Annotated in this window: 16 protein-coding genes; 8 read left to right on the top strand and 8 right to left on the bottom strand. The window is 59.1% G+C overall.

Going from position 1 to position 18,489, the window contains the following annotated elements:
* The gene (locus CAL20_RS01165) at window positions 1–1,062 is read left to right on the top strand and encodes a fimbrial protein (protein ID WP_094836985.1); all 1,062 of its coding nucleotides are present in this window, start codon (window positions 1–3) and stop codon (window positions 1,060–1,062) included.
* Window positions 1,063–1,117: 55 nt separating this feature from the next.
* On the opposite strand, the gene CAL20_RS01160 is transcribed toward CAL20_RS01165, so the two are convergent.
* From CAL20_RS01160 to CAL20_RS01135, 6 genes are read right to left on the bottom strand one after another with little or no spacing between them, the layout of a single operon-like run.
* On the bottom strand, window positions 1,118–2,059 hold the full coding sequence (locus CAL20_RS01160) for a Csu type fimbrial protein (RefSeq protein WP_094836984.1): 942 nt from the start codon (window positions 2,057–2,059) through the stop codon (window positions 1,118–1,120).
* Entirely contained in the window at window positions 2,059–4,428 is a 2,370-nt protein-coding gene (locus CAL20_RS01155; RefSeq protein ID WP_094836983.1) for a fimbria/pilus outer membrane usher protein, read from the bottom strand. Before CAL20_RS01155 ends, CAL20_RS01160 begins: the two co-directional genes overlap by 1 nt.
* Before the next feature lie 3 nt (window positions 4,429–4,431).
* Entirely contained in the window at window positions 4,432–5,202 is a 771-nt protein-coding gene (locus tag CAL20_RS01150) for a fimbrial biogenesis chaperone (RefSeq protein ID WP_094836982.1), read from the bottom strand.
* Window positions 5,203–5,228: 26 nt separating this feature from the next.
* Complete coding sequence (locus tag CAL20_RS01145; protein ID WP_218830686.1) at window positions 5,229–5,747, bottom strand: Csu type fimbrial protein; 519 nt, start codon at window positions 5,745–5,747, stop codon at window positions 5,229–5,231.
* Between the two features lie 3 nt (window positions 5,748–5,750).
* On the bottom strand, window positions 5,751–6,251 hold the full coding sequence (locus CAL20_RS01140; protein WP_094824067.1) for a Csu type fimbrial protein: 501 nt from the start codon (window positions 6,249–6,251) through the stop codon (window positions 5,751–5,753).
* Window positions 6,252–6,257: 6 nt separating this feature from the next.
* Window positions 6,258–6,806, bottom strand: coding sequence for a Csu type fimbrial protein (locus tag CAL20_RS01135; RefSeq protein WP_217903956.1), 549 nt, complete (start codon window positions 6,804–6,806; stop codon window positions 6,258–6,260).
* 336 nt (window positions 6,807–7,142) lie between these two features.
* On the opposite strand from CAL20_RS01135, the gene CAL20_RS01130 reads away from it, so the two are divergent.
* The 7 genes from CAL20_RS01130 (at window position 7,143) to CAL20_RS01100 (ending at window position 16,211) form a co-directional block, all read left to right on the top strand.
* A complete protein-coding gene (locus tag CAL20_RS01130) occupies window positions 7,143–7,520 on the top strand; it encodes a YkvA family protein (RefSeq protein WP_094836980.1) in 378 nt (125 codons plus the stop codon).
* Complete coding sequence (locus CAL20_RS01125) at window positions 7,520–8,965, top strand: DUF2868 domain-containing protein (protein WP_094836979.1); 1,446 nt, start codon at window positions 7,520–7,522, stop codon at window positions 8,963–8,965. The genes CAL20_RS01130 and CAL20_RS01125 overlap by 1 nt, the downstream gene beginning before the upstream one ends.
* The gene (locus tag CAL20_RS01120) at window positions 8,958–10,343 is read left to right on the top strand and encodes a GTPase/DUF3482 domain-containing protein (RefSeq protein WP_094824064.1); all 1,386 of its coding nucleotides are present in this window, start codon (window positions 8,958–8,960) and stop codon (window positions 10,341–10,343) included. The genes CAL20_RS01125 and CAL20_RS01120 overlap by 8 nt, the downstream gene beginning before the upstream one ends.
* 406 nt (window positions 10,344–10,749) lie before the next feature.
* Window positions 10,750–12,354 carry an ABC transporter substrate-binding protein gene (locus CAL20_RS01115; RefSeq protein WP_094824063.1) on the top strand — a complete coding sequence of 535 codons (1,605 nt, stop codon included), beginning with the start codon at window positions 10,750–10,752 and terminating at the stop codon, window positions 12,352–12,354.
* A gap of 202 nt (window positions 12,355–12,556) precedes the next feature.
* A complete protein-coding gene (locus CAL20_RS01110) occupies window positions 12,557–13,528 on the top strand; it encodes an ABC transporter permease (RefSeq protein WP_094836978.1) in 972 nt (323 codons plus the stop codon).
* A gap of 10 nt (window positions 13,529–13,538) precedes the next feature.
* A complete protein-coding gene (locus tag CAL20_RS01105; RefSeq protein WP_094824061.1) occupies window positions 13,539–14,465 on the top strand; it encodes an ABC transporter permease in 927 nt (308 codons plus the stop codon).
* Window positions 14,466–14,474: 9 nt separating this feature from the next.
* Complete coding sequence (locus CAL20_RS01100; protein WP_094836977.1) at window positions 14,475–16,211, top strand: ABC transporter ATP-binding protein; 1,737 nt, start codon at window positions 14,475–14,477, stop codon at window positions 16,209–16,211.
* 212 nt (window positions 16,212–16,423) lie between these two features.
* On the opposite strand, the gene CAL20_RS01095 is transcribed toward CAL20_RS01100, so the two are convergent.
* Window positions 16,424–17,497 carry a TPM domain-containing protein gene (locus CAL20_RS01095; protein WP_254924449.1) on the bottom strand — a complete coding sequence of 358 codons (1,074 nt, stop codon included), beginning with the start codon at window positions 17,495–17,497 and terminating at the stop codon, window positions 16,424–16,426.
* Between the two features lie 73 nt (window positions 17,498–17,570).
* The gene (locus CAL20_RS01090) at window positions 17,571–18,218 is read right to left on the bottom strand and encodes a LemA family protein (protein WP_094824059.1); all 648 of its coding nucleotides are present in this window, start codon (window positions 18,216–18,218) and stop codon (window positions 17,571–17,573) included.
* Window positions 18,219–18,489 lie beyond the last annotated feature (271 nt).

Raw genomic sequence — 18,489 nt, 5'->3', positions numbered from 1 at the left:
ATGTTTCAACACTCGATCAAACTAGTTTTTCTGGCGGCTTCGCTGTTGCTGGCGGCACCGCAGGCGGCAATGGCCTTGTCATGCAAGGACGCACAGACCCAGGCCATCAATCGGCTCATCACATTGAACGATGATATTTACGTTTCTACTGGCGACCTGACGCCAGGCAAGCTGCTGTGGCGTTCCGAAAACTTCACCGTCACATTCCGGTGCGTAGATGATGCCTCCATGCCTAGCGGCGAGCGCAGTTATTTATATTGGGATCCTGCGACCCGGATCGCGAACATTCATCCGTCCATCAAGGTCGGCGTGACTTATCAATCCGTGAACTATGAGCTCGTCAAAGGCGCTCGCCTGGAAATCGGTCCCGGCACGTCCCCTCCCGCGAACAGGACGAACTGCTCGCTATACTGGAACAGATCCAGGGCATCGAGCTGCGCCACCTCGCAGACCGTGACCGTCACGTTTTCCGTCTACATCATCGCGACCGGCGCAGCACCGCCAGCCACCGGACAGATCAACGACAACAATACGTATGATCTGTTCCAAGTCGACGGCGTAGGGGGATTGAACAGCAATCCCAACTCGAACTACCGAGCATCGATCTCTGGGCTGGGGCGGATTCGTTTCGTTTCCTGCAATCCCGACATCCAGATACGCGCGAACAACGGCAACGTCGTAGACTTCGGCCGCATCCCTGCGAGCGACGCCCAACCCGGCGCCATCGCGCGCTCTGTGCCCTTTAGCGTCGAGATCAACATGACGGGAGAGAATGCCGGCAACGCGTGCAGTACGCGAGCCCTCGTGGCCAGTTTCAGTACCACTTATCCTGTACAGGATCAGACGACTATCTTGCCCACCAGCGACAGCGGTTTCGGTATCGTGCTGGCCGACGCCAATTCCCCGTCAACCCCCATTGCCATGAACAATACGATGCCTATCGGCGTGTTCAATGGGACCTCTGTCCAACATGGATATATCGCGTCGCTGAAATGGCTGAGCAACAGGCCGCGCATCGGGCCATTCCAAGCTACGGCGACGATTGATGTGTCGTTCAGATAGCACAGCCTATACAGACAAGTCCGTTCACGGCGCGGTCTTTGTCCTGCCGAGGCGCTCAATAACTCAAGATCATGCGCACGGTATCGGTGTAAGTCCCCGCGGGCACATTGCTTTGCGCGGGGTTGATGATGGCTCGATAGGGTATCTGTTGGGTGGCCCCGTTACCTGTGCCCAGCACCGTGCTCGTAGTGGTCCATACAGTCGAGGTATCGGGAATATAGAGGTTGTATTGCAACGCATTGGCGCCGCTCACCATCCGGCGCCACCCGCCCGACGAATTATTGCCCATATCAAAACCCACGCTATAAGTCGCCTGCGGCGTGCAGCGCACCTGGACATTCTGCGTCACAGGTGTGAAGGCCGAGATCAATGCGGCATTGCCAAAGCTCACATTTGGCGCGCTGTCGATAAAGCAATCATTCAAGACTTCCAGCGTCACGCTGATCGTGCTCGTACCATTACCGTCATCGTACACACAGGCGCCCAGTAATCCCGCCGCACAAAGATGCCAAACCCAATTCACCGTGATGGTGTCCTTATAGGTCCCCTTGGGCAATTGGATACCCGTCGCCGGCCTCAAATACAACGGCAGCGAGCCATCCGTCGCGTTGAACAAACCGAGAATGCCCAGAAACGTGGTTGAGCTCCATTGAATGGTGGCGCCAAGGTTATAAACCGTTCCGCAGCTCGGATCCTTACAAATGGAGTAGGGCAGATAGGCCCCCGTTTCAGCACTGTAAAGCCGTGGCGTGGTTCCCAACGCATTACCGTTGGTATTCAGTGTGGCATCAATCGTGTTGGTGCTCAGTATGGACAACAAACTGCCTGTACATTTGAACCCCGTGCTGCTTTGTGTCGTGGTCGACGTACTGGCCACCGCGAATGAACTCAACGTCCCCAGGTTCGCGATGCCGTTAGAGACTGTGCATGCAGCCAGCACCGCAGGACTGAACAAGGCCGCAACCATCGCCAGCATCCCGGCCAATACGTGTTTCATCACGGAGCTCCCGATGCGGATAGCGCGCACGTCAGTGGCCCCACCTGTGCGATCTGCGCTTGGCTCGTATCGAGCGTAAAAACGACCTGACAGCGCCGGCCATCCGGCGTCGTGACGTGTACGCGGTTATCGTCCTGCAAGCCTTCAAAATAGACCTGGCCATCCCAGCCCACCACACTACTCACTTTGCTATTGCGCTCGGTCGCCTGACTGCCCAACGGTAACGATTGGCCGTCGGCATCCACCAAGGTCACCGTTGCAGACACGCGCGTCTGCAACGAAAAATTCAACAAGAATCCGCTGCCTTGGCTGACCGCCACGCGCTGCTCGGTATCACCCGCCCGCACATTTGCCGGCAACTGCAACGTATCGATCGCGAACTTCGCCGGGTAATAGGACGCGACCCACGGCACCAGCAGGTGCCCGTTCTCGTCGGTCCGGCCCATCAACTGGTTCTCGTACCGCACGGGCACGTCGCGATATCCCTCTGTGTTGACTACCACAAAGGCATCGTTGATCTGGTTGCTGGCAAAGACCGCGTTATCCATCCACACCAGCGAACCACTCAGATCGGCCCAGCGCGTATAGTTGTCGCGCTCACCATACAAACCGCCCTGGATTTGCATGCCCTGCGTGCGCCACGTCATATCGGCTTGCTGATAATGTTGCGCGCCACCTCCATAGCCCACGTTCCATCCCACGCCGCCTTGACTGGGAACCGCCCGGCTCCATATCGCCCGTTCGCTATAGCGGTTTTGCGTATCGCGCGTCACGCCGACGTTCACCATGCCGCCTTGGCCCAGCGGAATCACAAATTGCAGGAATGCGCTGTAGTCCTTGCCGCCAAGCTCTTTGTTCAACGATAAATAAACACTGCTGTTGCCCCACAGCGAGCGGTTATACGACAAATTCAGCAACCGAGTACGGCTGCCGTCATCGGCACGCACGTCAAAATAACCCGCACCGAGCGTACCCAATCCATCCAGGCTCAGCGTCCCGGTCGCCTGGTCGCTGCGGCGGGCGAGACGCAACACGCTATTCACGTTGCTCAGGTCGCTGTAGTCACCGACACGTTGTACACGCTGCAATGCCAAACCAATCCTGCGCGAATAATACGAATAGCCCGCCAGATACTGCTGGCCATTGCCACTGTCGCTGTGACTATTGCTGGCCGCAAGGCTGAGCGTACCGAAAACGCCCACACCGATATCCGCTCCCGCGCCAGCCAGTTTCAGACCCGTGGCACTTTCGCCATGTGCGGCCAGCGTCAGATACTGGCTCACACCATAACGATAGGTACCGCTCACCGCCGTCGTGTCATACGAAAAATTACGCAAACCATAGTCCTGGCGCAATTTGCCCACCGACAGATCGAAATCACTCAGGCCAGGGGCCAGCAACGTGTTCGATACATAAAAGGGCAGGCTCGTTGTCACCTGCCGTCCTAAGGCATCGGTTGTCACCACGGTGGCCTGGCCTGCGCCGTTGATATAAGGCACATTGGAAAGGGTGAATGGTCCGGCCTGCAATTCGGCGCTGCTGGCCTTGGCGCCGTTGATAAATAGATCCACTGCGCCAGGCACCGCCGCATCACCGTTGAAATTCAACAATGGGTAAGTCACCAGATCCGGCCGCACAGCAAAGTTTCGCGAGAACCGCAGCCCTCCCATGCGTACCGCATTGCTCCAGTTGAGCGATCCACTGACGTAATCGCCGACTTGATAACTGAGCATGTTGCGTTGATCGTTGTAACGCCAATACGTGTCATAGCGCACATAGCGGTCACGCTGATTGCTGCCAAACTCGGCATCGTGTCCCAGGTAACGGGTATAGACGCCCGTATTGGAGATCACGCCAAAACCGTCAAATATCCGCTGCTCTGTCAATGCCGCCACATACGACCGAGCATTGCGGGCCGGGTCAGAATAGTAAACGTCATAGTTGAACAACGCCCCGAGGCTGCTACGTGCCTGCTCGCGCGGAATCAAGCCTTGACCGCCCACGTGTTGCCTGGGCAGCCACTCGCTGGGCACCCTCAGATGCAACATCTGATGCGCAGCGTCATAATCCACCGTCACATCAGGGAGTTGATCTACCGCCACCAGCCCCGCCGCGTCCGCGGGCACATGCAGCCCCAAGCTGCGCAGGGTTGCCGCTTGTACCCAGAAATGGCCATCCCTATGTTGCACAGGCTCGACACGTCCGCGATCCTGGCCATTCACGGTCAACCCCAGATAGTACGTAATCGCGGCATCCGCCTGCACAGGCCCAGGTGCCGGCGGCAACGCATTGGCCGCATACGATCTCTGGATGACCAACAGAATCCCGAACCACCAAACCGCGATCCAAAATCGCCGTCGCCCGAGCATGGCTCAGCGTGCCGGAACTTCAATAGGCGACGTGTTGTCTGCCAACTGTACCGACAATCGCATTCCCGGTCTGGGCATCACATTAGGCGGCAATTTCCAACGCATACGCTGACCGGCCAGCACATACCCCAGCAACCCGTTGTTGAGCACGGCCTCTGTGCCATCGCCCGTCCAACGCACTCTACTCAACCGCGCATGCACCGTACCTGTGTTCTGAACCTCGAGATAACGCGCGCCTTGCACGGTAGTCAATTGCCAGTTCAGCTTCGGCTGTGTTGCGGTGGCAGGATCACGCTCTACATCGTTGCGCGGCTGAGTCCAGATGCCAGGGGCAGTCACAAAAAAAGGCAGCGAATAACGCATCTGAAACTGCACGCCCAGGCCCTGAGGTTGCGCCTGAGCTGCAGCAGCAGGTACCTCGTCGATCACGATCCGATAGGCATCCTCGGCGCGTGTAGGCTGGGGGCCTTGGCGAATCAAGCGCACCAATTGCCGCTTGCCTGGCTCGATCTGTGCAAAGGGCGGACTGGCCACGATCTCCTTCTGTGCGGCATAGTCTTCCTCGTAGTTGGCCTGAGCCCAGGCCAACACACGCACTTGCAGCGTCACCGGTTGTTTACCGCGATTTTCCAGCCATAGGGCCGTTGCCGACTGGTCCGATTCCAACACAGGATTGATCGGCCAGATCAGGACTGCGCTGGCAGCACGTGCGACGCTCACCGCCGACAGCGCCAGGCAACCGATCCACAACAACTTTCTAAACCACCCAGCCATCCCGTACTCCCTGCAAGTCGGCGCCTTCAATAAAGCAACTCGACCACCACCGTATCGCGATACTCGCCCGCCGACGGCAGACCAGTGCGAGGCAGTAATCGCGCATAAACGACGTAGGTCTGCGTCGCGACCGAAAAATTGGCAATCGACAATGCCTGCGCCCCGGTCCCCCAGACAGTCATATGCGCAGCATCCCGATAGAGCTGATAAGCCAGCAACTCCGTACCGCTGACGTGTTTGAGATAACGCTCGCTCGTACTGACGCTGTTCAGGCCACTGCCCAAACCGACATTCAGACTCATGCCGGGCGTGCACGTCAGCACAATGGAACCATTACCCGCGGTACTCGACGCGGATTGTCCAAGCGAAAGATTCGTCACGGTGCCGAAATCGATCGTGCCCAAATCGCTCACCGAGTTGCCGCTCGATCCAAAGACGCAGCCGTTCACGACGAACGCCTGTACTTGAAACGAACGACTGATAGGCGAGGGATCGGCAACACTTTGCGCCGCAACCAATGCCAGCAACCATAGCCAGGTCCGCACGATTTACCACTCCACCGTCACGCGCACGATGTCGCTATAGGTTCCGGCCGCCGGTGTTGTCTGCGCAGGCACCCGGCCATACAGCGGGATTTGCTGCAGCGAACCGGTGCCTGTTTGATTCAGCGCGATACCGACGTTCCATGGCACATTGAACTGCGCATCACCGAACAACTGATACGAGATCGCGGCACCTGCAGCGCTTCGCATATAACGTTGTGTCCCATTGCCATACAACCCGCCATCCAGGCGAATCGAATAGCTCAAGCCATTGACGCAAGTGACTTGAATGGTCCCTCCACCGACACTGCTGCTTGTCTCGACTTGATTGCTCAACGAGCCGTGTGACCCAAAGTCCAGCACGCCGTAATCCAGACTGCCCGCAGCGCAGGCCGGCGCAATCATGGCGCGTAAACCGATGGTCGCCGTAGGGGCCTGGGCGTGTGCTGCCCCAAACAGAGCTCCACCCAGTGCCGCCATCAACAGCACGCCGCGCGCATCACGCACCCGCTATCACCAGGCGAGCGTCACCAACAGCGTATCGATATAGGTGCCAGCTGCAGGCGTCGGCGTTGCCTGCCCGGTAGGCACCACACGGCCATAGAGCGGAATATTGACCGCAGTGCCCGTTGACACCGAGGATATGTCCACGGGCGTGTTGGCCTGGATCAATGCGGAACGCGCGGCATCCGAATACAGGTTATAGGCTATCGTGCTCGAGGTCGTAGTGCTGTTCTGCATGTAGCGCTGACCGCCTGAGGCATGCAAACCCGCGTTAACCTGCAACACCGGAGTCAATCCAGTACTGCATTGGATCTGGATATTGCCCGACGTTCCCACCGCTTGAGCATCCACCACGTTGGTTAAATCGGCATACGTGCCGAAATCCAAGGTACCCCATTGATTGATGCCGCCAGCAACGGAGCCGTTGATGATGGTACAGCCGGCCCCAATGACCATTTGTACTCCCACTTGGCCTACCAGAGTGCCTGCGGCTTGGACGGGGGACTGACTGAAAGCGGCGACTACGAAGGACGCGACGAGCAATTTTTTCAGCATCATGATGTCTCTCTGCAAAGCCCGTGGACCCGTACAGTCGCGGCAGCCCTGCTATAGGTGGAACAAACGAAACAAAATATTTCTATTTTCACAAAATGAGTTATTAACGGCAAATTTAACGTTCCGAGAAACAACAAGCAACGTAACTGTCAAATTAAACGTAACGATCGTTATTTATACGCAACAACGTTGCAATCAGCGATGCTTCTGCCAGCGCTACGCAATGTTGTAAACGGGTCGTCCCGCACAACGCCGTCAACAGACTCGAACAAAGACGTCAGCGGGGCGGTCTACAATGGGTTGTTACCTGATCACCATTGGGCTGACGCCCAACGCACCATGTCGACTGCGAACCCTACCTACGAAAAGGCCTATTCCGACCAGCGCTTCTGGCGCAAGGCGACACGCCATGCGTCGGCCGCGGGTCGACAGGCACTGGAAAAAGCACTATGGCTGTATTACGCCGTGAAAAGTCCCGATACGCCCAAATGGGCGCGTCGCGTCATCTACGGCGCATTAGGCTATTTCGTGTTGCCCTTAGACGCCATTCCGGACCTGGCGCCGCTGGTGGGCTACACCGATGACCTGAGCGTCATGACCGCGGCACTGGCGACGGTGGCGTTCTACATCAATGACGACGTCAAACAACAGGCCAGCGTCAAGCTGCAGAACTGGTTTGGCGCCTCTGACAAGACCGACGCGCCCCCCGCTCGTTGATGGTACCCCCTGCCGCCCCTACGACGGCTTTGGAAAACACCCCGCCGTGGCAAGCGCACTGGTTGGCCGAAGCGATACGCCTGCGCGAAGAACACTGGGGGCCTCTCGAAGACGCCGACGCCGTACGCCACGCGCGCAATGGACCCGACGTTCTGCAAGACCGCGTCTTGCTGCGCGCACAATGGCTCGGCCGCCGTGAGGGTCTGGACGCACTGATAGGGCGCTGGCGTCAGGGCGCAGTCATCAGCCTGCTGCTATTGTTGTTGATCGCTGTCCTGGCCGGGATCGGTTCAGCAGCGGGCACATTAGGCGATGGAACGCGCCCCGTTAATGTCCTGTGGGCGGTCGGCACGCTGCTCGGTCTGCATGCGTTGACCTTTTTGCTTTGGCTGGCGTCATTTCTACTGCGCCCCAGCCAGGCCACAGGCCTGGGACGTCTGTGGCTCTGGGCGACCCGCAAATTTGCACGAGGCCCAGATGCGGCCCTCGTGCCGCAAGCGTTGATGAATCTACTGGCGCGGGCAGGGGCCTTGCGCAGTCTATTCGGCACGATCAGCCATACCCTGTGGCTGGCAGGGCTGGGCGCAGCGCTGATCACCTTGCTGGTGATGCTTTCTACCGCCAGCTATCGCTTTGTCTGGGCGACTACGCTACTACAGCCGGAGACCTTCGTTTTTCTGACGCGCGCGCTGGGCTGGCTGCCTGCACAGCTGGGATTCGCCATCCCGGCCGACGACATCGTGCGCGCCAGCGACAACAGCCAGACGCTGCCTGCCGCGGCACAGGCCCAATGGTCGGTCTGGCTCATCGGCGTGATCGTGGTGTATGGCTTGCTGCCCCGACTCATTGCATGGTTGCTGTGCCTGGCCCAAACAATCCATGCAAAACAGCGTCTGCATATCGATCCGACATTGCCCGGCTACGCCACATTGCGCGACCGCCTGCTGCCGACCGTACAGTCCAGCGGCATTGACCGTCCGGTCGATCCCTTGCATCAACCCCAGATTGGCGCTGGACGCTCCATCGAATCAGACGCGCTGGATTCATTGGGCACCCAGCCTCTGTTAGTCGGCTTGGAACTGCCCACCGATCTGCCCTGGCCGCCCGAGGATGTCCCCGGCGGCGTGGTCGACGCGGGCAATCTGGATTCACGCGAGCAACGCAATCGTTTGCAGGATGCATTGGCTCAGAGCCATACCCCGCGTCTGCTGATCGCGTGCGACGCCCGCCAGACGCCTGATCGCGGGACGCTGGGGCTGATCGCTTCGCTGACGGACAAGACTGGCCAAACGCGTGTGTGGCTGTACACACACGAGGCACATTCCTCTTCATCAAACCGCCTGCAAACATGGCGTGAACGCCTCATGGCGACCGGCATGGCGCCGGACGCCATTGTGCAAAATGCCGATCGCCCGCTACGCTGGCTGGAGACTGGCAATGAGTGATCCGATGCTGAAGATCGCCGTTGTTGGACACACTAATACTGGCAAGACGTCATTGTTGCGCACGCTGACGCGCAATAGCGAATTCGGCGAAGTCGCAGATAGTCCTGGCACCACCCGCCACGTAGAAGGCGCACGCCTGAAACTGGATGGCAAACCTGTGCTGGAATGGTTTGATACGCCAGGCATGGAAGACAGCATCGCCTTGCTGGAGTACCTCGAAAGGCTCGACAACCCGGATACGCGTCGCGATGGTCCCGCACGTATTCGCCGTTTTCTGGATTCGCCCGAAGCACACCGGCGCTACGAACAGGAAGCCCGCGTGCTGACCAAAATGCTGGACTGCGATGCGGCCCTGTACGTGATCGACGCACGCGATCCTGTGCTGAGCAAACATCGGGACGAGTTAGCCTTGCTGGCAGCGTGCGGCCGGCCTCTGTTGCCGGTGTTGAACTTCGTCAATGCTCCCGCCCACCGTGCCGATGAATGGCGCGATGCGATGTCGCGTCTGGGTTTGCATGCCGCGCTGGAGTTCGACACGGTGGCGCCGCCTCTCGATGGCGAACGTCAGTTGTATGCCAAATTGGCAGTCTTGCTGGACCGGCATGCCTCAATATTGCATCGCCTGTCAGACGCGATGGTGCTCCAGCGCACCGAACGCAGCCAAGCCGCCTGGCAGTTGGCCGCGGACCTGCTGATAGACGTGGCCGCGCTACGGGTTGCGAGCCCGCCCGATGACGAGGCCCTGCAAACACACGCTGCGACGTTGCGCGAACAGGTCCGGCGCCGCGAACAGGCCTGCGTCGATGCCTTGCTCGCGCTATACAACTTTCACCGCAGCGACTATGCCGAGGACGGCCTGCCGTTGACCGACACCCGCTGGGGCATGGATCTATTTCACCCCCAGGCCCTGAAAGACATGGGAATCCAGCTAGGTACCGGCATGGCCGCGGGCGCCATGGCCGGCGCGGCCGTCGATATGCTCAGCGCGGGCCTGAGCCTGGGTACCGGCATGCTGATCGGCGCTGCCGCGGGGGGACTCTGGCAGGGCGTCGAACGTTTTGGCGGACGGCTGATGGGCAAACTGCGCGGCTATCGCGAAATCACCGTCGACGATGCAGTACTACGCCTATTAGCAATGCGGCAACGTCAACTGATCAACGCGTTGGAACGTCGCGGACATGCCGCACGCGATCCCGTCCATCTGGATCGGCCGGCCGACAAGGCATGGCGCTCGGGCCGACTTCCCGACGCCCTGAAAGAGGCCCGCAGCCGCCCCGAATGGTCCGCATTGAACAAAGGCCACGAGGACGACGAACGCCGCAAACGCACCATAGCCGAGCTGGCACGCATCCTGGCGGCCCAGGATGGCGGATCCTGAGCCGATACATCTTGGGGAAATCTGCCGCCCAGTCCAAGCTTTCCCAATCGCCTCACGCTCGCATACACCCGGGTTTTTCACTAGCCGCAACCGAGTACTAACCCCAAGCCAAAACAGTTGACGCTTAAATCACTGCCTCTATAAGATTCGACGTACCTTGGCAGCACTTATCCCACGCCGAGCAACCGAATCACCCGAGGTCAGGTCTATCGTGAATTCGAAGTCCTATACAGTGATCAACGCCGCCGTTGCGCGCCATCATGCGCACGCCGTCGCGCATCGCCTCATACAAGGCCTCGCATCGTTGTAAGCAATACGCCGAGCCCCCGGCCTATACATACCATCGGGGCGGGGGCCCTGTTACTTCTGTCGCGCAATCCGCGCATTACACGGAGCACAAAGGGCTATGCGTATCACTCCTCTCATCAAGCGTTCGGCGTTGGCGCTGGCCATTTGCGCCGCGACAGTCGCGGGCACCGCGCACGCCAAGACCCTGCACTGGGCCTATCAGGGCGATGCCACTTCGATGGACCCCATGGCGTTGAATGAAACCTTCACGCTGGGCTTTCAAGGCAACATCTACGAGACACTCGCCGGTTACGACGGCGACATGAAACTGGTCCCGCTATTGGCGGAGAGCTGGGAAAACACCGAACCGACCAAATGGGTGTTCAAGCTGCGCAAAGGGGTCAAGTTTCATGACGGCTCGCCCTTTACCGCGGACGATGTGATTTTCTCGTGGAAACGCAGCATGACGCCGGGCTCGGACATGAAGGGCTACGGCGCCAAAGCTTCCGAGGTCAAGAAAATCGATGACCACACCATCGAAGTCATCACGCCCACTCCCAACCCGATTCTGCCGCGAGAGTGGACCTTTCTCTACATCATGAGCAAGTCGTGGTCGGAGAAAAACAAGACCACCGAAGCTACAAACGTCAAGGGCGACAATCAAGGCAACTACGCCAACCTGCATGCCAACGGCACGGGCCCTTTCGTTCTGGTCGAGCGCCAACCCGATGTGAAAACCACGCTCAAACGCTTTGACGGCTATTGGAATAAAGACATCAAGACGAATATCGACGAAGTCGTCTTCCAACCGATCACTCAAGAAGCCACGCGTGTCGCGGCATTGATCTCGGGCGAGATGGACATCGTTCAGCCCGTGCCGGTGCAGGATTGGAAACGCCTGGAAGACGCCCCCGGCGTGAAGCCCTTGACTGAACCCGAGGCCCGTACCGTGTTCATCGGAATGGATCAACACCGCGACGAACTGCTGTACTCGAACATCAAGGGCAAAAATCCCTTCAAAGACGCTCGCGTGCGCGAGGCGGTTGTGCTGGCAGTAGACGTCAACGCCATCAACCAGAAGATCATGCGCGGCGCCGCCAAGCCTTTGGGCTCGTTGGTCGCGACGTCGGTCAATGGCTACGATGACTCCTATGGCGAGCCCTACAAACCCGATCCCGCCCGCGCCAAGAAACTGCTGGCCGATGCCGGCTATCCCGATGGCTTTACCGTCACACTGGACTGCCCCAACGATCGCTACGTCAACGACGAAAAGATCTGCCAGGCCGTCGCCGGCATGCTGGCGCGTGTGGGCATCAAGATCAACCTGCTCGCACAAACCAAGTCCAAGTACTTCGGCAAGATCCTGCTGCAGGCCGGCAACGACACCAGCATGTATATGCTCGGCTGGACGCCAAGCTCTACCGATGCCCACAACGTGCTGTTGAACCTGGCATCGTGCCGAAACAGCAAGACAGCGGCGGGGCAATTCAATCTGGGCGGCTATTGCAACCCGAAAGTCGACGAACTCACCAACAAGATCGGCGTAGAAACCGATCAAGCCAAGCGTAACGCCATGATCAAAGAAGCCTTTGAGATCGTGAGCAAAGACTACGGCTACCTGCCGTTGCATCAGCAGCCGATGTCTTGGGGCATCAAAGACTCGCTCCAGGTCGTGCAGCGCGCCGATGACGTATTGGATCTGCGCAACGTCGTCATGCCTTGATGAGCCGCTGCGCGAGGATGAGCGGACTGGTGAGGATATGGCTCGCTGGTTGCCTCGTAGCTTCGCGCAGCGCGAGACAAGCTGAATTCATGTCTCGCGCGGCAGGGTCGATCCCTGCTGCGCGATGCACCGCACACGAAAACACGATACGTACGAACCGTCACATCACGCGTATCTGATTTCCCCCTCACGGAATCCGCTCATGCTGGCTTTTATCGGGCGACGCCTGCTGCAATCGGTCCTAGTCATGCTGACCGTCGCGCTCATTGCATTTGCCATGTTCCGCTACGTTGGCGACCCCATCGTCAGCATGGTAGGGCAAGACACCACCGAGGCTCAACGCGCCGAACTGCGCCAGAGTTTGGGGCTCAACGATCCGTTCGTCGTGCAGTATGCACGCTTCGTGAGCAATGCTGCACAGGGCAATTTTGGCATTTCCTACCGTCAGCGCCAGCCTGTCAGCGATCTCATCGAACAGCGCCTGCCAGCCACGCTGGAGCTGTCTTTTGTCTCGGCGTTGATGGCCTTGGCCTTTGGCATCCCCATGGGCATCTATACCGCGCTGCGGCGCCACGGCGTGCTGTCCCGGGCATTTATGGCGTTATCGTTGGCAGGCATTTCCTTGCCGACTTTCCTGATCGGCATTCTGCTCATTCTGGTATTCAGCGTGCAGTTGCGTTGGCTGCCGAGCTTCGGCCGCGGCGAAGTCATCGCGATCGGCGGCTGGACGACGGGTCTGCTCACGCCATCCGGACTGGCTGCACTGATCCTGCCGGCGATCACGCTGGCGCTGTTTCAAATGACGCTGATCATGCGTCTGGTGCGCGCCGAGATGCTGGAGATCCTGCGCGCAGACTTCATCAAATTCGCCCGTGCACGTGGCCTGCCGCAGCGCTTGATCAATTTCCGCCACGCATTGAAAAACACGCTGGTTCCCGTCATCACCATCACGGGCCTGCAGCTGGGCTCCATCATCGCCTTTGCCATCATTACGGAAACCGTATTCCAGTGGCCTGGCATGGGGCTGCTCTTCATCCAGGCCATCAGCACAGTCGATATCCCGGTGATGGCAGCCTATTTGGTATTGACCGCGTTCTTTTTTGTGCTGATCAATCTCATCGTCGACATTCTGTACGTCGTTGTCGATCCACGCCTGCGCGTGCAAAGCAAGTGAAGGAGCACTCATGATTGCCCGCCTGGCCCCACTGTTTGCGCGCGCGGCCGACAGCGACCTTTGGTATAGCTTCAAACGCACACCCAGCGCCGTCATTTCTGCCGTCATCACTCTGGTCATCGTCGTCGGAGCGCTATGCGCACCCTTTATCGCGCCACACAATCCTTTCGATCTGGCATCGTTGAATATCATGGATGCCAACACGCCACCCGCATGGAATCCCGAAGGCACGACAGACTTTCTACTGGGTACCGATGATCAGGGTCGCGATATTTTGTCGGCGATCCTGTATGGCTCTCGCGTATCCCTGTTTGTCGGCTTTGCATCGGTCCTGTTTTCCATGGTGCTGGGCGTCTCGCTGGGCCTGATCAGCGGCTACGTCGGCGGCCGTGTCGACAGCGTCATCATGCGCATCGCCGACGTACAGCTCTCGTTCCCTGCAATTTTGATTGCGCTATTGATCGACGGCGTGGCACGCGGTCTGTTGCCGCGCGACATGCATGACCAATTGGCGCTGTATGTGTTGATCTTTGCCATCGGCATCTCGGGCTGGGTGCAATACGCGCGCACGGTGCGTGGCTCCACCATGGTCGAGCGCAACAAGGAATACGTGCAGGCTGCCAAACTGATAGGCATTGGTCCGTTGACGATTTTGCGCCGGCATATCTTGCCCAATGTCATGGGTCCGGTGCTGGTCATCGCCACCATCCATCTGGCCATTGCCATCATTACCGAGGCCACGCTGTCATTCCTGGGGGTGGGGGTTCCGCCCACCGCGCCGTCGCTGGGCACATTGATTCGTATCGGCAATAGCTATTTGTTTTCCGGGATGTGGTGGATATCTATTTTTCCGGGTATCGCCTTGGTCGCATTAGTGTTGTCGGTCAATTTGCTCGGCGATTGGCTACGCGACGCCCTCAATCCCAAATTGCGCTAAAGGACTGTCATGGCATTACTTGATATCGCCCGCATGCGCATAGAATTCGCCAGCCGGCGCGGCACACTGGTCGCCGTCGATGGTGTGTCGCTCTCGTTGGATCGTGGCGAAATTCTCGGTGTGGTCGGAGAGTCCGGCGCGGGGAAATCCACCATCGGCAACGCTGTGATCGGATTGCTGGAATATCCAGGCCGCCTCGCCGGTGGCGAGGTACATCTGGATGGACAGCGCATCGATACCTTGCCCGAGTCCGACAAACGCAAAGTGCGCGGCCGCCGCATCGGCATGATCTTTCAAGATCCGCTGACATCGCTGGACCCGCTGCAAACCGTAGAAAGCCAGTTAGTCGAAACCATGCTGGTGCACCTGGATTTGAGCCACGCCCAGGCACAGCAGCGTGCGGTCGATCTGCTCAGGCAAGTCGGCATTGATCAGCCAGAACTGCGGGTCAAACAGTATCCGCATCAGTTCTCGGGGGGAATGCGTCAACGCGTGGTGATTGCGCTGGCCTTGTGCTGCGAACCCGAGATCATCATTGCCGACGAACCCACCACGGCGCTGGACGTATCGATCCAAGCCCAGATCCTCGATCTGCTGCGCAAGCTATGTAAAGAAAAACAGGTCGGCATGATCATCATCACGCACGACATGGGCGTGATCGCAGACATCACCGATCGTGTTGCTGTGCTCTATCGCGGCAAGCTGGTCGAACAAGGCCCCACCGCAAAAATCCTGGGTAACCCCGACCATCCCTACACACGCAGCTTGATTTCAGCCGTCCCACGCCCCGATGTCAAACTGCGGCGCTTCCCCTTGGTAACCTACATCGAGGACGTCAAGACACCCGTCAAACCGATGGACATCGCCACACACTGGTTAGGCCAGCGCCGCGATTTTGGCGAAAAAGCCAATGGGCCACTGGTCCAGGTGCAAGACATCGGCATGCGCTTTGTCCTCAAGAGTGCCTTTCTGGCGCGCAATCGGCGCACGCTGGACGCGGTCAAACAAGTCAATTTTTCGATTGCACAGGGCGAAGTGTTTGGCTTGGTCGGTGAATCGGGCTCAGGCAAATCGACCGTCGCGCGTCTGATAAGCGGGCTGTATACCCCGAGCGGCGGATCCGTGATTTTCAACGGCACCAACCTCACGACACTGAAAGACGAAAAACGCATGAACGCTTTTCGACGCCAGATCCAGATGGTGTTCCAGGATCCGTTTTCGTCCCTCAACCCGCGCATGCGCGTACTCGACATCGTCGCAGAGCCAATCCGATTTCATAAATTGGCCGATAACGAAGCCCAGACCCGCAGCATTGTGTCCGACCTGCTTGATGGTGTCGGACTCGGCGCAAGCGCGGCCCCACGCTATCCACACGAATTTTCCGGCGGGCAACGCCAACGCATATGCATTGCACGCGCGCTGGCAACACGGCCCCGCTTTCTGATCTGCGACGAGCCCACCTCAGCGTTGGACGTATCCATCCAGGCACAGATCCTGAACCTGCTCAAAGACCTGCAGGAACAACTGGGCCTAACCATGCTGTTCATCAGCCACGACCTCCCGGTCATCCGCCAAATGTGCGACCGTGTCGGCGTCATGCGTCACGGAGAACTCCTAGAGGTCGCAGACACCGAAACACTGTTCAAGGCCCCGCAGCATGAATACTCCCGCCACCTATTGAACCTGATGCCGCAACTACAAGCCATGTCACGCGAATCACTGGAAATAGAACCGGCAACCGCCTAACGCCGGCCAGCATCCGTTGTTCATCTCAATCGCGAGTCCCGGGTGCGTGCCGGCCTGCTGCGCCGGGCCGTAGAGCGCGGGGCAGTCCCCGCAGGGGACTTCGGCCCCTGCTAACGGGCCGAACCCGTGCGATAGGCCCGGTGCAGCAGGCCGGCACGCACCCGGGACGTCTTAAGAACCCAACAGAGCGCCCCCGAAAAGCAACAGCACCCCTACCAACGCCCTGACGCTCCACCGCCCCCGCTGCGGCCACCACCGCCCCCGAAGCCTCCGAAGCCCCCGCGAAACCCGCCACCGCCGCCGAAACCGCCACGGCCCCCTCGGCCACCGCCAAATCCACCACCAAAACCGCCGCCACTACCGCCACCGCCACCACCCCGGCCGAGCCATTCCCGAAACAGGCGTTTGACCCCCAACACCCCCAACACACCACTCAGCAACAGGCCCGCCACACCACCGGCGACGACAGCCCACCACGTACCAAAAAAAAACCATGAGGCGACTGCCGCTCCCAGTCCAGCTACCAGGGTAGATCCTGCCAGGAACAAGACGGTCATTCCAATCACAAACGCCAAGTCCAGTTCCGACACGCTGAAACCGCTGAACATGGATTCGTCAGAATTAGCGGACGGAGCAGGCAACGCCTCGCCATCGACCAATTTCTCGATCGCCGCGACGCCGGCCTCGATGCCCCCAGCGTAATCACCCGCCTGCAACCTGGGTACGATCTGTTCGCGAATAATGCGGCCCGCCATCGCATCTGGAATGGCGCCTTCCAGGCCATAGCCGACTTCGATACGCAATGTGCGGTCATTCTTGGCCATGATCAGCAGCACGCCATCGTCTGTGCCCTTACGCCCCAGTTTCCAGGCATCGAACACACGCGTGGCAAACTGCTCGATCGTATCCGGCGCCGTCGTCGGCACAATCAACACGGCGACCTGCGCCCCCTTGCGCTGCTCCAATGCGGCCAGGCGCTGCTCCAGCCCTTGGCGACGCGCCGTATCCAGCGTGCCCGTCAGATCTGTGACACGCGCCTGCAATGCCGGCACGCCGGCGGGAGCATTCGTTGTCGAGCCATCGGCTGGCGAGACCGTCGACGCCCTCGATGGCGTCGACGCAGAGGTCTCTGGCGCGGGTGCAAGAGGGACAACCGGCGCTGCTCCCGTACCAGATGAAACGGGTGGGATCGTTCGTATTACTGGCGGCACAGCATCATGCTGTGCGGCCGGCGCGAGCTGCGCACTCACCGGCATGCCAACCAACATACCGGACAACATCAGCATCAGCCCGCGGGGGAGCCAGGATACACATTTGCGCCAGACCATACGCGACAACACCCGATTTACCCTCACCCGCTTACCGAGCCGGAGCAGGCGCTGTCGTTGCCGGAGCAGAAGACGGAGCCTGGTTGCTGAATTGAATGTTCGGCGCCTGCGAAATGGCTGCCTCGTTCTCCACGCTGAAATTGGCCTTGGGCGCATAGCCGAACACCTTGGCAGTAATCACGGCAGGGAACTGACGCACCAGCACGTTATACGCCTGCACCGATTTCACATACCGGCCGCGCGCCACCGAAATGCGATTTTCCGTGCCCTCGAGCTGCGTCATCAGATCGCGGAACAAGCCATCCGCCTTGAGCTGCGGATAATTTTCAGACACAGCAATCAGACGCGAAAGTGCGGACGTCAACTGACTCTGCGCCTGTTGAAAACGCTCCAGCGCAGCGGGGTCATCCAGCTGATCCGCAGAAATCTGCAAGCTGCCGACTTTACTGCGCGCCTCGGTCACCTGGGTCAGCACATCACGCTCGTGCGTCATATAGGCATCGACCGATTTCACCAGCTGCGGCACGAGGTCGGCACGCCGTTGATATTGGTTCAGGACTTCGGACCACGAGGCCTTGACCTCCTCATCTGCCGCCTGAATGCTGTTGTAGCCGCAACCCGACAACAAAGCGGCAATCAACGCCAACCAAGAAAGACCCAGCCAACGGGGGATGTTCATCGTGTCCTCAATCCTTTCAACAAAGAGAGGGACATTACAGCAGGTTGAGCCTGCTTTGCCCAGGGCGCGATGTAACGTCCCCTATCTCTTGTTACGTGAAACCGCATGGGCATGGGCTACAATACACGCCGTGTGCTTAGCCAATCAGCACACATCGCTGGCGCTAGGCCGCCACGCCAGGCCCGACACGAGCCGGGCCTTTCCTTTATCTCCTCATTCGACCGCCTGGATTGGAGTCTCTCAACTAGAGCGACTGGCTGTTGCTGGAGTT

Source organism: Bordetella genomosp. 4, from assembly GCF_002261185.1.
Taxonomy (GTDB): Bacteria; Pseudomonadota; Gammaproteobacteria; order Burkholderiales; family Burkholderiaceae_B; genus Bordetella_A.
The sequence above is the reverse complement of the archived record's forward strand: the minus strand, read 5'-3'. Positions and strand labels throughout refer to the sequence as shown.